The organism is Paraburkholderia sp. Ac-20336 (assembly GCF_017105025.1).
Lineage (GTDB): Bacteria > Pseudomonadota > Gammaproteobacteria > Burkholderiales > Burkholderiaceae > Paraburkholderia.
The window spans coordinates 25043-44839 of sequence record NZ_JAAGPS010000057.1 but is presented as its reverse complement, the minus strand read 5'-3'; the positions used below and the strand labels follow the sequence as shown (position 1 = coordinate 44839).

At 65.8% G+C, this 19797-nt stretch carries 10 protein-coding genes; 2 read left to right on the top strand and 8 right to left on the bottom strand.

Annotation, left to right across the window (positions count from 1 at the left end):
• A partial coding sequence (locus GXB81_RS17435) for a hypothetical protein (RefSeq protein ID WP_205989880.1) occupies positions 1-236 on the top strand: 236 nt, incomplete at its 5' end.
• Positions 237-518: 282 nt separating this feature from the next.
• A complete protein-coding gene (locus tag GXB81_RS17430) occupies positions 519-6236 on the top strand; it encodes an NUDIX hydrolase (RefSeq protein ID WP_167044141.1) in 5718 nt (1905 codons plus the stop codon).
• Between the two features lie 78 nt (positions 6237-6314).
• Here the strand turns inward: GXB81_RS17430 and GXB81_RS17425 are convergent, their stop codons facing one another.
• From GXB81_RS17425 to GXB81_RS17390, 8 genes are all read right to left on the bottom strand, one after another.
• Entirely contained in the window at positions 6315-7817 is a 1503-nt protein-coding gene (locus GXB81_RS17425; RefSeq protein WP_167283321.1) for a hypothetical protein, read from the bottom strand.
• A 50-nt stretch (positions 7818-7867) separates the two neighbouring features.
• Positions 7868-8320 carry a hypothetical protein gene (locus GXB81_RS17420; RefSeq protein ID WP_167283320.1) on the bottom strand — a complete coding sequence of 151 codons (453 nt, stop codon included), beginning with the start codon at positions 8318-8320 and terminating at the stop codon, positions 7868-7870.
• Positions 8321-8345: 25 nt separating this feature from the next.
• Positions 8346-11801, bottom strand: a complete 3456-nt coding sequence (locus GXB81_RS17415) for a hypothetical protein (RefSeq protein ID WP_205989879.1) — start codon at positions 11799-11801, stop codon at positions 8346-8348.
• A 145-nt stretch (positions 11802-11946) separates the two neighbouring features.
• On the bottom strand, positions 11947-13044 hold the full coding sequence (locus GXB81_RS17410) for a porin (RefSeq protein WP_167283318.1): 1098 nt from the start codon (positions 13042-13044) through the stop codon (positions 11947-11949).
• A 185-nt stretch (positions 13045-13229) separates the two neighbouring features.
• Positions 13230-14162 (bottom strand): LysR family transcriptional regulator, encoded by a 933-nt coding sequence (locus GXB81_RS17405; RefSeq protein ID WP_167044153.1) that lies wholly within the window; start codon positions 14160-14162, stop codon positions 13230-13232.
• Between the two features lie 72 nt (positions 14163-14234).
• The gene (locus GXB81_RS17400; protein ID WP_167283317.1) at positions 14235-15191 is read right to left on the bottom strand and encodes a DUF979 domain-containing protein; all 957 of its coding nucleotides are present in this window, start codon (positions 15189-15191) and stop codon (positions 14235-14237) included.
• On the bottom strand, positions 15188-15937 hold the full coding sequence (locus GXB81_RS17395) for a DUF969 domain-containing protein (RefSeq protein WP_167044158.1): 750 nt from the start codon (positions 15935-15937) through the stop codon (positions 15188-15190). Before GXB81_RS17395 ends, GXB81_RS17400 begins: the two co-directional genes overlap by 4 nt.
• Positions 15938-16050: 113 nt before the next feature.
• Positions 16051-19701: a hydantoinase B/oxoprolinase family protein gene (locus GXB81_RS17390; RefSeq protein WP_205989878.1), complete on the bottom strand. Its 3651-nt coding sequence runs from the start codon at positions 19699-19701 to the stop codon at positions 16051-16053.
• Positions 19702-19797: the final 96 nt, after the last annotated feature.

The following is a 19797-nucleotide window of genomic DNA, read 5'->3' as shown; positions in this document are numbered from 1 at the left end:
CGGGTGCGGCCATCGACGCGGTCGGCGGGGCGCTCGGCGGCGGCGTGTCGAGCGTCGCGAACGCGGTGCTGACGGGCATCGGCCACGCCGGCGGCACTGCCGCGCAAACGTTACACAGCGTGCCGGGCACGCTCGACACCATGGTGAACGGCGCAAGCGATGCCGTCACGAGCCTGCGCCGGCGCGCTGCGCCGCAACGCGGCACCTCGCTGTCGGCGGCCGAGGACGCAGTCTGACGGGACACGCATTCGTCAGTACGCGAGGCGGGGCGCGGCTCGCGAGGCCCAATGGCGACCGTGACGGTTCGGGCCTCGCACAAGTACCGCGACAAGCCGCATTCGCAAATCGCAACGTTGTTTCGTGCCGTATTCCGACGCCGCCGGCAACCCGCATAGAGTGTCGGCGACGTATCGTCCATTCGGCCATTGAGCGACGATCGCACACGCGTGGAGCGGCACCGCGAGCAACGAGGCGGCCGACCATCTCAACCGAAGTCGTCATGGCAAGGGGCGATTCGCATGCCACGGAACATAGCGCCGTTTTCCTCGGCAACGCTCAACCACGCCGTCCACGCGAACACGCCGCCCGCCACCGCGACGCCGCCTGTCGCGCATCCGACCGACAGGCCGGTCGTGGTCCCCGCCAACGCGATCGTCGGTCCGCTGGAAGGTTTGCTGCGCGTCCCGGAGCGGTGCAACAAGGTCAGCAATTTCGTGTCGCGAGGCCGCTCCGCACCCGGCTCGACGACGACGTTACGGCATTTCAGGACCCAGGAGGAACTCGCGCTCGCCGCACGGTTCGAGAGTCAGTTGCACTCCACGGACGGAGTCGATTTTGCGAACCTGATCGCGCAATATTTCGGCGTACAGGTCAACCCGGAAACGAAACGCGCGATTCGCGACGCGATCCCGCTTTATTCGGTGCAACTCGTTCCCGCCAACGGCGTGAAGGAGGTGTTTCGCGGCGTTGGACTGACGCCGGCGCTGGTCGGCGAAATTCTCGCCCAGCCGACCGGCATCGCGAGCCGCCGGTTCGCGCACAGCCTGCTCCACGGGTTCCAGAACGCGGACGGCACCTATCGCCTCGGCCACGGCATCGCCAGCGTGTCGACGTTGACGGGCGTCGCGAAAAACTTCGCAGCGAAGGAGTCGAAGCCGGAACGCGGCCTGCAACCGGTGCTCATGCATCTGAGTCTTTTCGGAGATCGAGGCGAGCTGGCTGGCGCGCGCGGTGTCGCTTTTGCTATCAGCACGCTGCCGCAAGAGACGCACAGCGAGCACGAAATCGTGCTCGACGTGACCAATCGCTACGAAATCACCGGGACGTCGACCGATGCCAAGAACCGTCTCGTCGTGCATATCAGTGCGTTCGGCAAGGCCGCCGCCGACCGCTCCCGGCTCGTCGCGACCGACAACTGGCCGCAGGTCGGCAAACAGGCCGGCAGCAACAAGGGTGGCCGCTTCGTCGACGGCATCGGCACCGAGTGGTACGTGAAGTCGTCCCAGTCGGAAGATTTCTCGCGCAACGAATGGCTCGCGGCCGAGCTTTATCGCGCCGCGAACGTCCTGGTGCCGCAGCTCGCGATGGTCACTCGCGGGAACCAGCCCGCGATCGCGTCGCGCATCATGGGCAAGCTGCGCACGAATCCGGCGGCGCTCCAGAGCGGCAAGGTGCCCGGCGCGCACAGCGGCTTCGCAGCCGACGTCTGGCTCGCGAACTGGGACGTCGTCGGGCTCGAATACGACAACCTGCTGCTCGATGCGGCCGGACGAGCGGTACGCGTCGACGTCGGCGGCTCGCTGATCTTCCGCGCGATGGGCGGACTCAAGGGCGATCGTTTCGACGACGAGGCGTCCGAACTGCTGTCGATGCTCGACCAGCAGATCAATCCGCAAGCAGCCAGCGTCTTCGACTCGCTCAACCTGGAGCAACTGAAGCAAGGGATTCGCGCGATCGAGCGGATTCCGGACCAGCAAATCGCCAACCTTTGCGCCAGGGGCCCCGGCGATCCGGCCCAGCGGCTGGCGCTCACGAGGCGGCTCATCATGCGCAAGCGCCGGCTCGTGCAGGAACTCGAACGCGGGCTGCCGCACTTCCATCCGCGCAAGAACGACGACGGCAAGCTCGTCATCATCAGGAATCCGGGCGTGCCCAGCGCGGCACAGGCGTGGCGCGCGCCCGCGCCCGTGCTGACCTGCACGCCCGGCGCGGCGCTGCCGGAAAGCCTGAACGGGATCGCGCTCAAGCCGTCGTTCGCGCCAAATTCGGCGAACGCGTGGACGCTCCTGCATGCCATCGCCGAACGGATCGACGAGCCGGCGTTTCAACCGCATCCGGAAAAATCGAGCGCGGTCGGCACAATCGTTATCGAGCACGACGGCCGTATCTGGCTCATCGAGCCGACCAATCACATCGGCGACTATCAGCAGACATTTCCGAAGGGCGTGGCCGATTCGACACTCTCGATGCAAACCAACGCGGTGAAAAAAACACGCGAGAAAACCGGCCTGAGAGTCGAGTTGACGGCGTTCCTCGGCGACTTCGATCGGAGCAGCAGCCGGACTCGCTACTATCTCGCAATGCGTAAGAGCGGCACGCCCTGCGACATGGGATGGGAGACGCAGAGCGTCAAGCTCGCCACGCCCGACGCGGCGCCGGCCCTGCTGAACCAGTCGATCGACCGGAAGATCCTGGGCGCCGTCGGCAAGCACGTTCACCCCGCGCGCAATGACGAAGGGCACGTCGTCATCATCAAGAAACCGTCGGTGCCGAGCAAGCCGGCGGACTGGGCGAAGCCCGGCGCGATGCTGGCCTTCACGCCGAGCGGCGCGACGCCGGCGATACTGAACAAGACGCCGTTCAGGCCCGTGCAGGCGCCCAGCGGCGACGCCTGGCGCAACTTCGGCAACACCGGCCATTTCGACGAGCCGGCATTCGATGCCCGCGGCATGAAGCCGGCGGCCGGTGTCGTGATTCTCGAAGCGGACGGCCGCATCTGGCTGACGGAGCCGACCAATCATCACGGCCGATACGAACATTCGTTCCCGAAGGGCAGGCTCGACGCCAATCTCTCGATGCGCCAGAGCGCGATCAAGGAAGCCTACGAGGAGACGGGCCTCGTCGTGGAGCTGACCGGATTCCTCGACGACGTGAACCGCACCACCTCGCGTACGCGCTTCTATGTCGGCAAGCGCATCGGCGGCACGCCGGCCGCGACGGGATGGGAATCGCAGAGCCTCAAGCTCGCCCTGCTCGCCGACGCGGAACGTCTGCTCAACATGCCGATCGACAAGTACCTGCTCGGCAAGCTCACGAACCGCATCCATCCGAGCCCGAAATCGGCCGGCATCTACGCGGTGATCGACCACCCGAGCGAGCCGACTTCCGGCGCGCAGTGGTGGCGCCCGGATGCCACGGTCGTCGTGGTGCCGGGCAGCCGTCAGACGATGCCGGCGGAACTGCACGGAATCGGCTTCGGAGCGGTTCAGGCGCCGCGCGACGCGCATGGCTGGAAACGCTTCGCGACCCGGCTGACCGGGAAATTCAACGAGCCGGCCTTCGCGCAGTCGGCCGGCAGGAAATCCGGCGCCGGCGCGATCGTGATCGAAAAGGACGGGCGCGTGTGGGTCGTCGAACCGACCAATCATTTCGGCGATTACCACCAGACCTTTCCGAAGGGACAGTGCGAGCCGACCCTCGATTTCCGCGAAACCGCGATCAAGGAAGTATTCGAGGAAACCGGCCTGCACGTTGAGCTGACCGGCTATCTGGGCGATTACCAGCGCGACACGAGCAAGACGCGCTACTACATCGCGAAGCGGGTCGGCGGCACGCCGGTGCAAATGAGCTGGGAATCGCAGAGCGTGCGCCTCGCGCCGCTGACGGCCCTGGCGGATCTGCTGAACCGCGACGTCGACCGCTCGATCCTCGCGGATCTCACGCGACTGTTCCATCCGCGCAAGGACGAGCGCGGCAACAGGGTGCTGATCAATACGCCGACACTGCCGAGCGCCGCAACGAGCTGGGCGGACCCGCAACGAACGGCGACCTTCGTGCCCGACGGCAAGGTGCCCGCGACGCTCAACGGCATCGCGCTGCAGCGCTGGAGCGCACCCGCCACCGCGAGCGGCTGGGCGGCGCTCAACGTCGCGTCCAGCCAACTCCGGGAACCGTCATTCACGCCGAAACCCGGCTTGAGGAGCGGCGCCGGCGTCGTGATCTGCGAGCCGGACGGACGGATCTGGTTCACCGAGCCGACCAACCACTTCGGCAACTACACGCTGCTGTTTCCGAAGGGTGAAGCCGATCGCGAGTCCGGCTCGTTCGCCCAGAATGCCGCACGCGAAGCCTTCGAGGAAACCGGGCTGCGCGTGCAGATCATCGGCTTCGTCGGCGACTTCGACCGCGATACGAGCCGCGCCCGCTACTACCTCGCGCGCCGCACGGGCGGCACCCCGGCCGACATGGGATGGGAGTCGCAAAGCGTGAAGCTGATGCCGCCCGAAGCCGCGTCGACGGCATTGGACCAGCCGGACCGGCCGGTCGACAAGGCGATCCTGAAGCGCGCCCTCACGCATTTCCACACTGACGGCCGCGAGGTCGCATTCATCAGCAATCCGGTTCGACCCAGCGCGCCCGATACGTGGAGCAACGCGTCGGCGTCGGCCGTATTCGTGCCGCGCGGAGCGCTGCCGCCATCGCTGAACGGCACGCCGTTGTCGAGCTGGACGGCGCCCACCGACGCAACCGGATGGCGGCACGCCGCACGCTCCTCCGTGACATTCGCCGAGCCGCGCTTCCAGTCGGTCCCCAACAAGGACGATGCGTCCGGCGCCATCGTGGTCGAGCCGGACGGACGCATCTGGACCGTCGAACCGCTCGATCACGCGGGCGGCTACGACCATACGCTGCCGAAAGGCAAGCGCGCGCCCGAGCTGTCTCCCGCCGAGAATGCCGTGCGGCGAACCTACGAAAAGACCGGCCTGCACATTGAGCTGACCGACCTGCTGGGCGACTTCGAACGCAGCACGAGCAAGGCGCGTTTCTATCTGGCACGCCGCATCGGCGGCACGCCACGCGATATGGGCATCCAGTCCCAAAGCGTGCGCCTCATGCCGCTGAGCGCGGCACGAGTGTCGTTATCGGCTTCGATCGACAAAAAGATTCTCGAACGGCTGATCCGCGTGCTCGGTCCACAGCACGGCATAACGGGCGGCTGGCCGCTCGCGCCCTCGCTGCCGGCCGACGCGAAGCGGCGCGTCGTCTCGCTGCAGGCTTCGATACGTGGCGCGTTGCAGCGGCGCAAGGTCCGCGTGCGGCAGAAGGACGACGTGGTCAGCGTCGACATTCACGGCGACAAGAAACTGTTCGCCAGCCTCGGCTTCGCGCATCTGCATACGACGTTCCCGAAGACGATGCACTACATGGCCGTCGATCCGAACGCCTTCGAGGCGAATCTCGTCGGCGGCGACAGCCGGCGGTATCCGGTCCAGAAGCCGGATGGCGTCAACACGCAGGCGCTGTTCGGCGGCACGCATCTCGAGACGTCGCCGCTTCACGCGCTAACCAACGGCACGTTCTACAACCACAACGACGACGCCGATCGGGGCCAGCGCCAGAGCGCGGCCATCGGCGAGGCGAAGTACCTCAAGGTGTCGCGCCCGTCGGTGACGATCGACCCGCAATATGCCGACGAGTACGCGAAGGTCGATTTCGGCAGCACGTCGTTCCACAGTGGCCCGATATTGTCGGAAAACGGCATGCGGAAATTCCGCGAGGACAAGCTCGCCGAGATGCGATTCCAGTATGGCGAGAGCGTCAGCAGGCCCGGCGGCCTGCATCACGCGAACCACCCGAATCCGCGCACCGCGCTCTCGATGCCGTACGGCATCGGCCGCGGCATGAACACCTACGAGGCACCACCCGCGGTGGGTCATCCTAAGCCGGACGACAGCGCGCACTGGGATGCCGTGCGCATGGTATCGGTCACCGCGAAGGTCCGCGGCGCACAGGGAGACGGCGCGACCCTGCCGGAGCTCTCCGCGATCATGGCGCGCATCGAGCGCTTCAACAAAACCTGGCATTCCAGGGCATTGCCGTGGTCCATCAATCTCGACGGCGGCCGGTCGGTCTACAGCGCGGTGATCTATCGCGACGGCCGCAAGGACGAAATGCCGTTGCCCTCAGGCAATCAGGGCGTTCCGAACTTCGTCGCCCTGTCGCGCAAAAGCGGATAGGAAAGATTCGGCGGCCGGTACGGCCCATGCGATGTCGGCTCGGCGCGCGAGGCGCGCCGAGCCGACGCGTCCTGACTATCAGGATTCCGATGCAGTATCGTCGCCGGACACCTTCCTGTCGCCGTTCAGATCCACGCCCGCCGCCGCGAAAGCCGCGTCCCGGTGTGCTCGCAGCGCATCCGGATCGATATGAGGCCCGTCGTTCAGGCGATTCTCGCTCGCGCGCAGCCCGTTCTGCATAAATTCGTCGGTGAGGGCGTAGGTCTCGAATGCCCGAACCTTCGGACGCGCGGCCGTAATCAGGCGGTCGTAGTTGCCCGTCGACAGCGCATCCATCGTCGGCTGATCGAGTTTAGCGAACAGCGGCTTGTAGAGTTCGGCGGTCTGCGTCCAGGTGCCCGTTTCCCGAGGATTCAGCGCATCCGAACCGAAAACGAAGCGGGTCGGAAAATCGCGGATCAATCCAGCGAACGCCTCGATCGACTCCTTGTCGGGAATCTGCTTGCCCTTGGCATCGAGCAGGAAATTGCCGTCCTCGCCCTGCTGGTTGACGATCTGCTCGGCCACGCGCGACCACGATATGTCGATGTTCACGTGCTTCATGTCCGGGTCTTCGAGAACGCGGCGAAGATTGTTCGCATGATCCTTCGGTTTGGCCACGAAACGGCCGATGCCGCCGAAGTGTGCCCAGATCAGCGTCGTGTCCTTTACTTCCGGAGATTTGAACAGCTTCCTGAGATTCTCGAAGTGTGCCGGCGCATCGAGAGCCTGGCCCTGCTCGCTGCGAGTCCGCTGATTGTCGAGCGAATCGACGTCGCAATGCAGCACCACCGGCAGGCCGGCCACCCCCGCCGTGGCGACGATGTTCTTGAACGACTGGATGTTGTCGGTCAGGTTCGCCTGGCGCGCGCCCTCGTATTGATTCTCCACCAGCTCCTTGTGGATCGTGACCTCGCCCACGCCGGTAAACATGCCCTTGTGGTGCGCCAGCTTGAACAGCAATGCTTGGGCGCTGAGCGGCGAACCGAGATGCAGCCCCGTAATCATCGGATCGAGACGATCGCGCTGGGCATCGCTCAGTTTTGCCATGTTCATGAACAACGCGGTGTCCGCATCGACCTGCTGGTTCAGGATCAGATGAGCCTTCTTCGAGAGTCGCGCGAGGCCACCGTCCATCATCTCGGGGCGCGTGATGTTCGTATCGCTCGACGGCACGTAATACGATTCAGGCGGAATATGATTGTGATCGGGGTTCCCGCAGGGTGCCGCGTCGGTGGGAATCGGCATCAGCACGCTGCGATGCACGCCAGCCTCGTCCATCATCTTCAGCATCTGCTCCGGGCTCATGCCCTGCTGAACATAGTTGGTCGGATGGAAATGGGAATCCGACCAGCTCGGCTTGCCGTTCCTGCCGATCAATTCGGGAAACTGATAGCTGTTGGTCTCCACATTGGACGGCGATTCAAGCGCGGACTGCTGCAAAGGCGCACGAAACCGCAATGTCCGCGTGCTGCCGTCGGGGAACCGCTTCGTCGCCGCCATCTCGACCGCGCCGTCCCTGGCCTCGCTACGTTGCGGCATGCTCAGACCTTCGTTGCGCGCCCCCTTCGACTCGCGAGAGAACGCGCTTTTTATGCTGCCAAGCGCGCCCATGATGGCATTCCCTCCGGAACGCCGGGGCGGAATATTCTCGACGGGCTTCCTGTTCTGTTCGGGAATGCTAGATTGCTGTTCAATCGACCGCGCCGTTGTCGACGGCGAGTTTCCAATTCTCTGGCTGGACATTGTGTCTCCTTGTTTAATGCTTTCGTACGAAAATGCGAGGAATCGCGCCTCGCCGCGTGGAAATCAATTTGCAACAAAATGTTGCCTGCCACACAACCGCAATAATTAAAGAATCCGAAGCATTCGATCGAAACACGAAGACCGCGTTGCACCGGCAACGGGACCGGCTGTTGCAGCAAACAATCCCCTTTCATTGACCAGCAATCCGAAACAAAATAGAAAGAAAAAAAAGTCGCCCGTTCGAGCCATGCCGAACAGGCGACTTTTGAATAAGCGACTTTTCCGAGGATGCCGGCCACGTCGCTGCACGTCGCCGACACGCGGTCAATTTTCGGCCGGCAACGCGTGCAGTTGATGCGGCGTCAGCACTTCGTTGACCGTCTGCGCCGTCAACACCGTGTCGGGGCCGACCACGTCGCGAATGACCGTGTTTTCGAGCAGGTACAGGAAGCGGTTCTTCCAGCTGTCGTTCGCTTGCAGGATCGCGCTGATCGCCCGGCTGCATTCGTCGTATCGGGCCCGATCTTCCGGTGTCGTCGCCGCGCCGGCGACATGGATCTCCCGCAGCGACAGCAGCGTATTGATCTTCTCCACGGCGACCGGCGTGATGATCTGGCGATCGGCAATCAGCAGATTGCCCTTGTCGGCCTCGCCTTCGCAAAGGTTCAGGAACGCATTGAGCTTTCTCTCGCCCTCGGCGCCGCCGCCCAGCGAAGCGATCCACGAGCGCCGGCGCTCCGGCCTTTCGGTCCGCACGGTCAGATCCTGCACTCTGACGCTTTCGTCGTCCCACACGGTCGTGGGCGCGATCTTGCCGTCCTCGGTGGAAATGCGCGCCGTTCCGCCGCGCGCCACCGGCACGGTCACGACACTCGCGCCGACGACGGGAATCGACGGAAACGAGATCGTCGCGACTGGTCCCTGCGCCTTGCTGACCGTCGGCACGCCGACGGCGATCGATGCGCTGGTCGTCGCGGAAGCCGCGAACGTATTGTTGGCGATGCTCGTCCTGATGGTGCCGGCGCCCACGTCGCCGCGTCCCGACGCGGTATAGGACGCCGCGCCGCCGAGGCTCAGCGACACGCCCGGTTTCCAGTTGTTCGCGTCGCCGCGCAAGCCGACGGTGACGGTGAAACTCGGACCGCCGCTGTAGCGCGTCACTTCGAGCGGGCTGATCGACAGCTCGGGATTGGCGGCATGCTGTTCGCACAAACGGTCGAACAGATCTTCCGGGGTCGCGGGGCGGTCGCCGCGTCGGCCGAACATCGCGTCATAGCCAGCCAGCAGTTGCGTGCGCCATGCTTCGGGCTGACCCGACACCATGCGGGAGCGCAGCGTCCACCCCTTCGAGACGGTGGCGTCGCCGTTCATCCACAACTGCCCTGTGACCGTGCCTTGCGCCTTGACGACCTGCGGCGCCCCGATATTGGCGGTAGCGACGGTCGCCCAGCCCGCGTGCCCGCCGACGCCGTAGCCGCGCGTCACGTCGAGCGACCCCGCGATGGCGGTGGAACCCGCCACGACCGATCGTACCCGGCTTCCGGCCACCGCCACGTCGGGCCCCATCAGTAGCGACATGTCGGCGCTCTCGCCCGGCATCTTCGGCAAGGCGGGCTTGATATCCTCCATCGCCTTTCTGATCGCCAGCGGGACATTCATATTGAAACCCATGCGCTCGGTGCGCTGCATGATGACCGGATACGTGGTGCGGGCTCCCATGATCGCGGCGCGAACACCGTCGACGAAATCGTCCGCGTCCGGCTCGATGCCCGACGTCAGCGCCGCCAACTGGTCGTGCACCGGCCCGTTCGTGATGCCGCCGTGGCGGGCCCAGGCACGCAAGGTGTCGACGCCCATCGGACCGATCTGCGCGAATTCGGCGGAATGCTTCACGTCGTCGACGGTACGGCCGAGCTTGCCGGCCACGGTTCGGACGAGTTCCTCGCGCTCGTGCTCCGACAGTGGCGTGCCTCTCGTCCATCCCTGGGCATGACCGGCAGCCGTCGGCTGACTGCTCGATGCGGTCCAGTATTCCAGCGCGCTGGCACGCAGTTCGTTCTCCAGCGCATTTCCCGGGGCCGCCCGCAAATGGGCGGCCACCGCCGTTACCGCATCGTTCAGTTTTACGGTGTCCAACTGGCCGCCGGCGAAGGTGTTGCCGTGTCGCTCGAAACGATTCAGCGAGGCCAGGCGATCGCCGTGTTCAGTGCCCGGCGATACGTCGATGCCGACGTCACCGAGCCACGCGCCCAGCGTCTTGAGGTCCACCGATTCCAACGCGCCGACCTGCCGCCCAAGTTCGCGAAGTTGCTGCGCATCGTGAGTGATGCCGAGCCCCTGCTGAGCCGTGCGCGCGATTTCCGTCCGATCGTCGGCGCTGAATCGATGCGTATCCGCCCATCCCTGGGTTCCCACCTGCTTGCACCATGCAGCGACGGCAAAGGCACGCACCATGTTGCGGATCGTATCCGGCGACAAGGTCGCGCCAGCGGCGGCCGGATCAAAACCTCCGACGAGGGCACCGATCGAGCGCACGGCGGCCTGCTGGAATTCCAGGAAATCGGCTTTGGGCTCGCGCATCATCTGTCCGCCCGTGCCCTGTTTCAGCGAAGTCAGCGGCGTGCTGTTGACGACTGTGCCCAGCCCCAGCATGGAGCCGGCGGCGGCCGCGTTCAGTCCATCGCGCAGCATGCCGAACATCTCGGCGCTAAAGTCGCGGACCTGTGCCTCGTCGAAAATATTGTTGCGGGCAGGCAGGTATGCCTTGCCGAGATTTTTCTCCAGCTTCGCGCCCGGATTCTTGAGGAGTACGGCCGATGCGACCAAGGCACGGCCCTCGATCGAAGTCGCGAGCGCCTGCAACGACGGCTTCATGTAGGCGTCGGTCGGGATGTCGGCCTGGCGCTGCCCGGCGGGCAACGCGGTGTTGATCATCCGGATCAGTTCCTCGACCGTATCGGGAGCGGGCCCCGCCACCGGCGGCCAGCGCTGCAGCAGTCTTTCCGCACAGTTCATCTGCGTATTCAGCGCTTGCGATTGGGCCGCGTGACCGACGCGGTCCTGATCCCGGATGTCGGGCAAGTGGCGCAGCATGCGCACCGCGTCGAGACCGTTGCCGCCGTTGACCAGCGCACGCTGCATCGCAAACGCGTCGCGGTTCGCATCGGGCGTCGCGGCCGCCGGGTTGCGCATCGCATCGCATGCGGCACTCGCACGCATGGCGTCGCCGTTGCATACGCGAGCCAGCGCCAGCCCTGCCAGCGCCACATGCTCGTGATTGACGAGCTGCCCGGCCAGGGTGTCGAGCATCCGGCGCAGCGGCGCGTCGGCCGCGACAGTCGAGATGTCGCCGATGCCGAACTCGGCCGCTACCACGCGCTGCATTCCCGCGCGGGTCTTGATCTGCTCATGCGAGGTATAAGCGGAGTCCTTGCCCGATACACCGGTAAAACGGCTCAGCGCATGCTGGGCGACCCCGAACAACCCGTAGCCGTGGGTGCCGGTTCCTTCCGTCCGCGGCTTGTCGGCGTTTACCGGCGCTCTCGGACCGGTCGGCCGCGCGGTGGTTCTCGAACCGAACAATCCGAAATTCAGGGTAGTGGATGCAGGCCGGGCGAATCGAGCCAGTGAGCCGAGCACGCCGCCGGAACTTCGCTGGGTCGTTTTCGCCGCGACATCCTGGGGCATCTCGACCGGCTCAGGGGGGGCCGCCTGCTCAGGATTGCTGACCGAACCGCCCATCGGGCGCATGGCATAACTTTCCACTCTGGATGATGACATGATCTCCACTCGTTGTTATGTCATTAATGCGTTATTGATGGATCAAGGTCTCATATCCCGAGGCCGGATCGGGCACCCCCGCGCAGTTTCATTGCGATATGCGAAGACAGCGGTGCGTGGCGGCCGGCAAGCGGCCGCCACGCGCTCAGAACACCGTGCGCAAACTCAGGCTCGCGCCGAAGTTGTTGGCCTCGCCGCCGAACGCGAGCGGGCCGTTCGGATCGTTGACGGACGCGCCGCTCAGGTGGCTACGGTCCACCTCGAGATAAACGTCCGTGCGCGGGCTCAGCAGATAGTCGACGATCCCATAGACCGTCTGGATCGTGCCGTTCTGACCTGGCGCGACGTTGTTCGCGTGGTCATACGCGTAGGACGCGATGAAACGCCATTGCGGCGCCGCCTTCCATGTTGCACCGACGCGCACGAACACGTCGTCGCGTGCCGACGTCTGCGGACCCGACAGCGTCGTCGCATTGCTGATGATGTTGGTGTTCGCGAGCGGGCCGCCGCTGTTCGATGCAGCGACCGAGAAGCCGGCGTCGCGGCGCGCATCGATGCCGTACAGATACAGGCCGACGGAGCCCCAGGCGTAGGTGCCCCCGGCCGAGCCGACCGTCAGCTTGTGGCCTGCGCCGTCCTTCGACTCGGCGCCGCTGATGCCGACTTTGCCGCCCGCGAAGTTGTAGATCAGAAAGGCGCTGGTGGTGCTGCCCGACGACGCGCTGCCCGGCTGGCCGCCGAACGAGCGCTGCAGTTGCACCGTCACCGGGCCGAGATTGTTGTCGTACTCGGCAGTGTTGTCGAAGCGGATGCCGGTGAGGAACAACGACCAGTCGGTCACGTTGATATTGCCGCCGCCGAGCGGATCGAAATTGAACGCGTAGAAATTGTAGATGCCGCCATACTGCCGGCCCAGCTTCAGCGTGCCCCACGTGTCGTCCTGCAGTCCCATCCATGCCTGGCGGCCGAACAGCTGTCCCTGCTGATCGCTCTTGCCGTTCGCGATATTGAAGCCGGATTCGAGCTGGAAGATCGCCCGCAGGCCGCCGCCCAGATCCTCGCTCCCCTTCAGCCCCCAGCGGTTGCCGTTGATCGCTCCTTCGTTGAGGCTGACGACATGCCCTGTCGCCGAAGTCTGAAAGCGCACCGCCTGGTCGATGAGGCCGTACAGCGTGACGCTCGATTGCGCCCACGCGCCACCGCATGCGCCTGCCAGCGCTACCCCGCAGATGAGATTCTTCATTTTATTGTCATTCCTAAACGATTTATCTGTTTTGCCGATCCATTCCCGGCTCTGCCCATCGCAACGTAACGCGAGGCAACGCGACGCGGCAGGCCGGCGGCCACATCTTTACGCATGCGCCGCCGGTCGGTCGAGCAAGAAAATTAAATCGTCCGCACAAGAAAATCGGATAGGCCGCGCGCGGCTCAGACCGTGACGCGCGCGGCGCCCTCGCCGAGCCGCTGCGCGTAGCGCCGCACGGTGCCGATCGCGATCTCGACGAGCCGATCGGTCCAGTCTGTGCCGTCGCGCCACGCCATTACGAACGGCAGCGGCGGCGGCACTTCCAGCCCTTCGATTCGATGCAGCACGCCGTTCTGCAGCGCGTCTTCGACGAGCGCCGCCGGCATCGCCACGACGCCGAAGCCGGCCTGCGTCAGCTTCACCATCGCCGCCACGGAATTCATGCAGTTCACGCGCGACTCGCCGAGCCCGTACGACTGCATTAGCCGCAGCAGATCCTGGTGCGGACGCGAATGGCGCGAATACGTGATCAGGCGTTCGCCGCCGAGCCAGCGCAGCGCCGCCGTCGGCGATTCGGGCCTGGGCCCCGTCACGATCGGCGAATCCGCCGCCGCGATCCAGCTGATCGGCAGTTCGAGCACCTCGATGCTGCGGATCGTCTCGTCGCGTAGCATGTCGGTCTGGATCACCATGTCGAGCATGCCGCGCCGCAACTGCTCGTTGAGCGTCAGCGCGGTCTCGACGGTGACCTCGATGTCGAGATTCGGATAGTGCTCCATTACGTCCGCGACGAAATCGACGAACCACGAATGGATCGCACTGTCCATCGCGCCGATCCGGATCGTGCCGAACGCGAGCTTCTCGCCATGCAGCGACGCGCGCAGCCGCGCCATCGATTCGTTGACCTGCTCGGCATACGCCAGCACGCGCTCGCCCGCGGGCGTGAGGCTCGTGCCCCGCGGGCCGCGCGCGAACAGTCTGACGCCCAGTTGCTGCTCCAGCGCGAGAATCCGGCTGGAGACGGCGGCTTGCGTCGAATGGAGCTTGTCGGCCGCGAGGCTGAAGCTGTGCAGCTTCGCGACCCAGATAAAGGTTTCCAGAAACTTCAGGTTCACGTGATCTCTCTGTCGATACGAGGCGAAAAAATCGGCGCGCAGCGATTCGCTGCCGCCGAGCCGCTGCGGGTATCAGAGGAACATCAGCGAATTGAGCAGCACGATATTGACGACCAGCATGATCAGCGCGGTCGGCACCTGCGCGCGAATCACGCCGTATTTGTCCGGCAATTCGAGCAGCGCGGCCGGGACGATATTGTAGTTCGCCGCCATCGGCGTTAATAGCGTGCCGCAGTAGCCGGAGAACATGCCGATCGCGGCCATCGTCGCCGGGTTGCCGTGGAACACGCCGACCAGGATCGGCACGCCGATGCCGCCCGTCATCACCGGAAACGCCGCAAAGCCGTTGCCCATGATGACCGTGAAGAGCGCCATCCCGACGCAATAGACGACGACCGCGACGAAGCGATGGTCGAGGTCGATGTAGGTCGTGCTGACATGAGCGACCGCCTTGCCGACGCCGGCATCGGCGAACACCAGCCCGAGCATCCCGAGCAGTTGCGGCAGCACCACCGCCCACGACAGCGCGTCGATCAGCCGGCGCGATTCGCGGACCGACTGCGCAACCGAGTCGCGCGTCAGCCAGCATGCGAGCGCGAGCGCGGCGACGCAGCCGATGCCGAACGAGACGAGCGTGACGTTCTTCGGATCGATCAGCGGCATGCCGCCGAACACGAGATGCGACGACAGCAGCGTGCCGATCACGGTGACGAGCGGGATCGTCAGCGCCGGCGCGAACAGCCGGTTGCCGAGCTGCTTCGCGCGCTCGAAGCGCTCGCTCTCGGTGCGGACCTTCGGCTTGCCGCCCGTCACGCCGCCGAAGCCCGCCACCAGCGCCATCGCGACGACGAGCCCGCCGACCACGGCGGCAGGCAACCGGTCGCCGACCACGAACACGACGCCGTAGAGTATCCAGAAACCGCCGGCGAGAAACCGTTTGGGATGCTCACGATCGCAAACGATGATGCCGCCGACGACGAACAGCAGTACGCCGAGCAGCCAGAAGAAATAGTTGAGCAGGATCGTCATGCGTGTTCTCCGTTGGCCGGCGTGGCGGCGTGAGAGGGACTGTCGGGCGTCTCGGACGAAGCCTGCGCCCGACGTTCGAGCCAGCGGTCGAGCCGCCGCAGCCGCAAGCTATGCACGACGAACGCGGCGACGGCGACCGGGATGCCCCACACGGCGACGTGCAGCGGCTCCACCGTGATGCCGGCCTCTTTGAGGAACGTGACCATCAGCACGATCGCGCCGAACGCGACGAAAATATCCTCGCCGAAGAACAGGCCGACGTTGTCGGACGCCGCCGCGAACGCGCGAATCCGGTAGCGCTCGGTGTCGCCGAGCTTGCCGAAGCGCGCGGCGGCGCCCTCGGCCATCGGCGCGATCAGCGGGCGAACCATCTGCGGATGGCCGCCGAGCCCGGTCAGGCCGAGCCCAGCCGTGATCTCGCGCACGAACAGATAGGCGATCAGGAGCCGCCCCGGCGTGGCCGCGCGAATGCCGCTGATCCAGATCTGCGCGCGCTCGCGCAGCCCGTGCCGTTCGAGCAGGCCGATCACCGGCAGCGGCAACAGGATGATGAGCGGGATCACGCGGGTCTTGACGAAGCCGCTGCCGATCGCCTCGAGAATGCGTTCGACCGGAAAGTGCGCGGCGAAACCAGTGACGATCGCCGCCACCGTGACGATCAGCATCGGATTGAAACGCAGGACGAATCCCGCGACGATGACGAGAACGCCAAGCAACGGATAGAGATTGACTGCCGTGGGGTGCATCGTTGGTCTCCTGATTGGTCCAGCGGCGGGTGGTGTTCCCAACCGCCGGTAAGGTGAAGTTCACTGCCGCGCGGGCGGCGCGCCCCCATCACGCTGCGCGCCGCCCGCCGGGCTCAGGCCGTGCGGCCGTAGCCGCCGCCGCCCGGCGTTTCGATCACGAACACGTCGCCCGGATTGACCTGGGCCGTATGGGTCGCGCCGAAACGTTCGACCTCGCCGCCGGCCCGCTCGATCCAGTTCCGCCCGGGGCGGCCGTTCTCGCCGCCCGCGAGCCCGAACGGCGGCACCCGGCGGCGGTTCGCGAGGATGTTCGCGATCATCGCGCGCGTGAAGCGGATGCGCCGCACCGCGCCGTCGCCGCCTGCCTGCTGGCCACCGCCGCCGCTGCCGGCACGGATCGCGTGCTGCTCGACGATCACCGGGAAGCGCCATTCGATCACCTCGGGGTCGGTCATCCGCGAGTTCGTCATGTGCGTCTGCACCGCCGACGTGCCCGGATGGCCCAAGCCCGCGCCAGAGCCGCCGGCGATCGTTTCGTAGTACTGCTGGGTGTCGTCGCCGAACGTGAAGTTGTTCATCGTACCCTGCGAACCGGCCATCACGTTCAGCGCGCCGTACAGCGCGTCGGTGATCGACTGGGACACCTCGACGTTACCCGCGACGACCGCCGCCGGATAGACCGGATTGAGCATCGAGCCCTGCGGAATCAGGATCTCGATCGGCCGCAGCACGCCTTCGTTCATCGGAATGCTGCCCGCCAGCAGCGTGCGGAATACGTACAGTACCGCAGCCTTGCAGACCGAGCGCGGCGCGTTGAAGTTGCTGCCGCGCTGCTCGCTGGTGCCGTCGAAATCGACTCGCGCGCTGCGCCTGGCATGATCGATCGACACCTTCACGCGAATCACCGCGCCGTCGTCCATCTCGTACGCGAACTCGCCGTCGGCGAGCGCATCGATCGCGGCGCGCACGGCCTCCTCGGCATTGTCCTGCACGTGGTTCATATACGCGAGCACGACGTCGGCGCCGTAGCGCCCGACCGCACGCAGCAGTTCGGTCGCGCCGCATTCGCACGCGGCGATCTGCGCGGTCAGGTCGGCGATGTTCTGGTCGACGTTGCGACTCGGCCACGGACCGGCCCCGAACATTTCACGCACCGCCGGTTCGAGAAAGCGGCCCGCCGCGACGATCTTCACGTTGTCGAGCAGCACGCCCTCTTCCTCGATCGTCGTGCTGTTCGGCGGCATCGAGCCCGGCGTGATACCGCCGACGTCGCCATGGTGGCCGCGCGCGGCCACGTAGAACAGCAGCGCGTCGTCGGAGCCGTAGACCGGCATCACGACCGTGATGTCGGGCAGATGGGTGCCGCCGTTGTACGGCACGTTCAGCATGTAGACGTCGCCGCGCTGCATGTCGTCGGCGTGCTGCCGGATCACGCTCTGCACGCTGTCGCTCATCGAGCCGAGATGCACGGGGATGTGCGGCGCGTTCGCGATCAGGCCGCCCGCGCGGTCGAAGATCGCGCACGAGAAATCGAGGCGCTCCTTCATGTTGACCGAATACGAGGTCTTTTCGAGCGTCACGCCCATCTGCTGCGCGATCGACATGAAGATGTTGTTGAAGATCTCCAGATGCACCGGATGGCGCTCGGTCGTGATCGTCTGACGGGCCGCCGCGCCGGTGACGGCGTCGTCGGCCTGTTCGAGGCACAGCGTCCCGTCGTCGAGCACGCTCGCGCGCCAGCCCGACTGCAGCACGATCGTCGAGATGTCCTCGGCGATCAGCGCCGGTCCGTCGATCCTCGTGCCGGCCGCGAGGGTCTTGCGCACCCACAGCGGCACCGCCGTGTCGCGTCCGTCGAGGAACATCCGCACCTCGCCCGGCGTGGCGCCGGCCACACCGGCCGGCGCGCCGATGCCGGGCTGCGTGCCGGTGCTGCCGACCGCCTCGACGACGATCGATTCGATCACGAGCGGCTTGTCGCTCATCACGAAGCCGTAGCGCTTCTCGTGCAGCGCCTCGAACGCGGCGACCATCGTCTGCGCGTCGCCGCACGGCACTTCGAGCGTCGAGTCGGTGTTCTGGTACTTGAGACGAACCGCGCGCGCCGTCGCGATCTGCTCGCGCGGCACTCGCTGCGCGACCACCTGCCGGACCGCCTCGGTTTCGAGTGCTTCGTATTCTTTCAGGATCGCCTCGACCGCGCCGGCGTCGAGCGCCGTTTCGACGGCCTTCTCGCGCAGCACGCGCAGATCCGCGAGCCCCATGCCGAACGCGGACAGCACACCCGCGAACGGATGCAGCACGATGCGGCGCATCCCGAGCGCCTCGGCGACCGCGCATGCATGCTGGCCGCCGGCACCGCCGAACGCGCACAGCGCATAGCTGGACACGTCATGGCCGCGTTCGACCGAGATCGTCTTGATCGCCTGCGCCATGCTGTCGACCGCGACCGTCAGGAATCCTTCGGCAACCGCCTCGGGGCTCATCGTCTGGCCAGTCTCGCGCTCGACCTGTTGCGCCAGCTCGGTGAAGCGCTGGCGGACCGTCCCGGCGTCGAGCGGCAGGTTGCCGTCCGGGCCGAATACGTGCGGGAAATGATCGGGCTGCACGCGGCCCAGCATCACGTTGCAGTCGGTCACCGTCAACGGGCCGCCGTTGCGGTAGCTCGCCGGACCGGGCCATGCGCCGGCCGATTCCGGGCCGACCTTGAAGCGGCCGTTTTCGAAGCTGCAGATCGAGCCGCCGCCGGCCGCGACCGTATGGATGTCCATCATCGGTGCACGCACCCGCACGCCGGCGACCTGCGTCTCGAACACGCGCTCGAATGCGCCGTCGTAGTGCGCGACGTCGGTCGACGTGCCGCCCATGTCGAAGCCGATCACCCTGCTTTCGCCGACCGCCTCGCAGGTCCTCACGGCACCGACGATGCCGCCCGCCGGCCCCGACAAAATCGCGTCCTTGCCGCGGAAATGCTTCGCGTCGGCGAGACCGCCGCTCGACTGCATGAACATCAGGCGCACCGAACCGGTCTGCCGCGACACGCGCTCGACGTAGTCCTGCAGCACTGGCGACAGATACGCGTCGACCACCGTCGTGTCGCCCCGGCCGACGAGTTTCATCAGCGGGCTGACCTGGTGGCTCACGGAGATCTGCCGGAAACCGCATTCACGCGCAATCGCGGCGACGCGCAGTTCGTGTTCGGGGAAACGATAGCCGTGCATCAGCACGATCGCGATCGACGTGATGCCGCTCGCGCGCGCCGCTTCGAGCGCGGCGCGCGTGCCGGCCTCGTCGAGCGGTTGCAGTTGCTCGCCGTGCGCGCCGACGCGCTCGTCGATCTCGACCACGCGCTCGTACATCTGCGACGGCAGCTCGATATGACGCGCGAAGATGTCGGGGCGCTCCTGATAGCCGATGCGCAACTGGTCTGCGAAACCGCGCGTGATCGCGAGCAGCGTGCGGGCACCCTTGCGTTCGAGCAGCGCATTGGTCGCCACCGTCGTGCCCATCTTCACGACCTCGATGAGCTGCTCCGGCAGCGGCTCGTCGGCCGCGAGGGCGAGCAGGTCGCGCATGCCCTGCACGACTGCATCCTCGTAACGCTCGGGATTCTCCGACAGCAGCTTGTGCGTAACGAGCGCGCCGTCGGGCCGGCGCGCGACGATGTCCGTGAACGTGCCGCCGCGATCGACCCAGAACTGCCAGCGTCCGTCATCGGCACCTGGCGTCTCGTCGCTCGGCGCATTCGTGTGTTTCTGATTCATCTTCTGCTTATCCTTCGTCGTTCGGAATTCAATTGAACCGGGTCATGCGTACCGGTTCATACATCGGCATGGGCGCGATTGTCGAAGCTCGCGCCG

Coding starts and splice junctions, on each gene's coding strand:
- GXB81_RS17430 (WP_167044141.1), top strand. CDS start 519: ATGCCACGGAACATAGCGCCGTTTTCCTCGGCAACGCTCAACCACGCC.
- GXB81_RS17425 (WP_167283321.1), bottom strand. CDS start 7,817: ATGCCGCAACGTAGCGAGGCCAGGGACGGCGCGGTCGAGATGGCGGCG.
- GXB81_RS17415 (WP_205989879.1), bottom strand. CDS start 11,801: ATGTCATCATCCAGAGTGGAAAGTTATGCCATGCGCCCGATGGGCGGT.
- GXB81_RS17410 (WP_167283318.1), bottom strand. CDS start 13,044: ATGAAGAATCTCATCTGCGGGGTAGCGCTGGCAGGCGCATGCGGTGGC.
- GXB81_RS17400 (WP_167283317.1), bottom strand. CDS start 15,191: ATGACGATCCTGCTCAACTATTTCTTCTGGCTGCTCGGCGTACTGCTG.
- GXB81_RS17395 (WP_167044158.1), bottom strand. CDS start 15,937: ATGCACCCCACGGCAGTCAATCTCTATCCGTTGCTTGGCGTTCTCGTC.
- GXB81_RS17390 (WP_205989878.1), bottom strand. CDS start 19,701: ATGAATCAGAAACACACGAATGCGCCGAGCGACGAGACGCCAGGTGCC.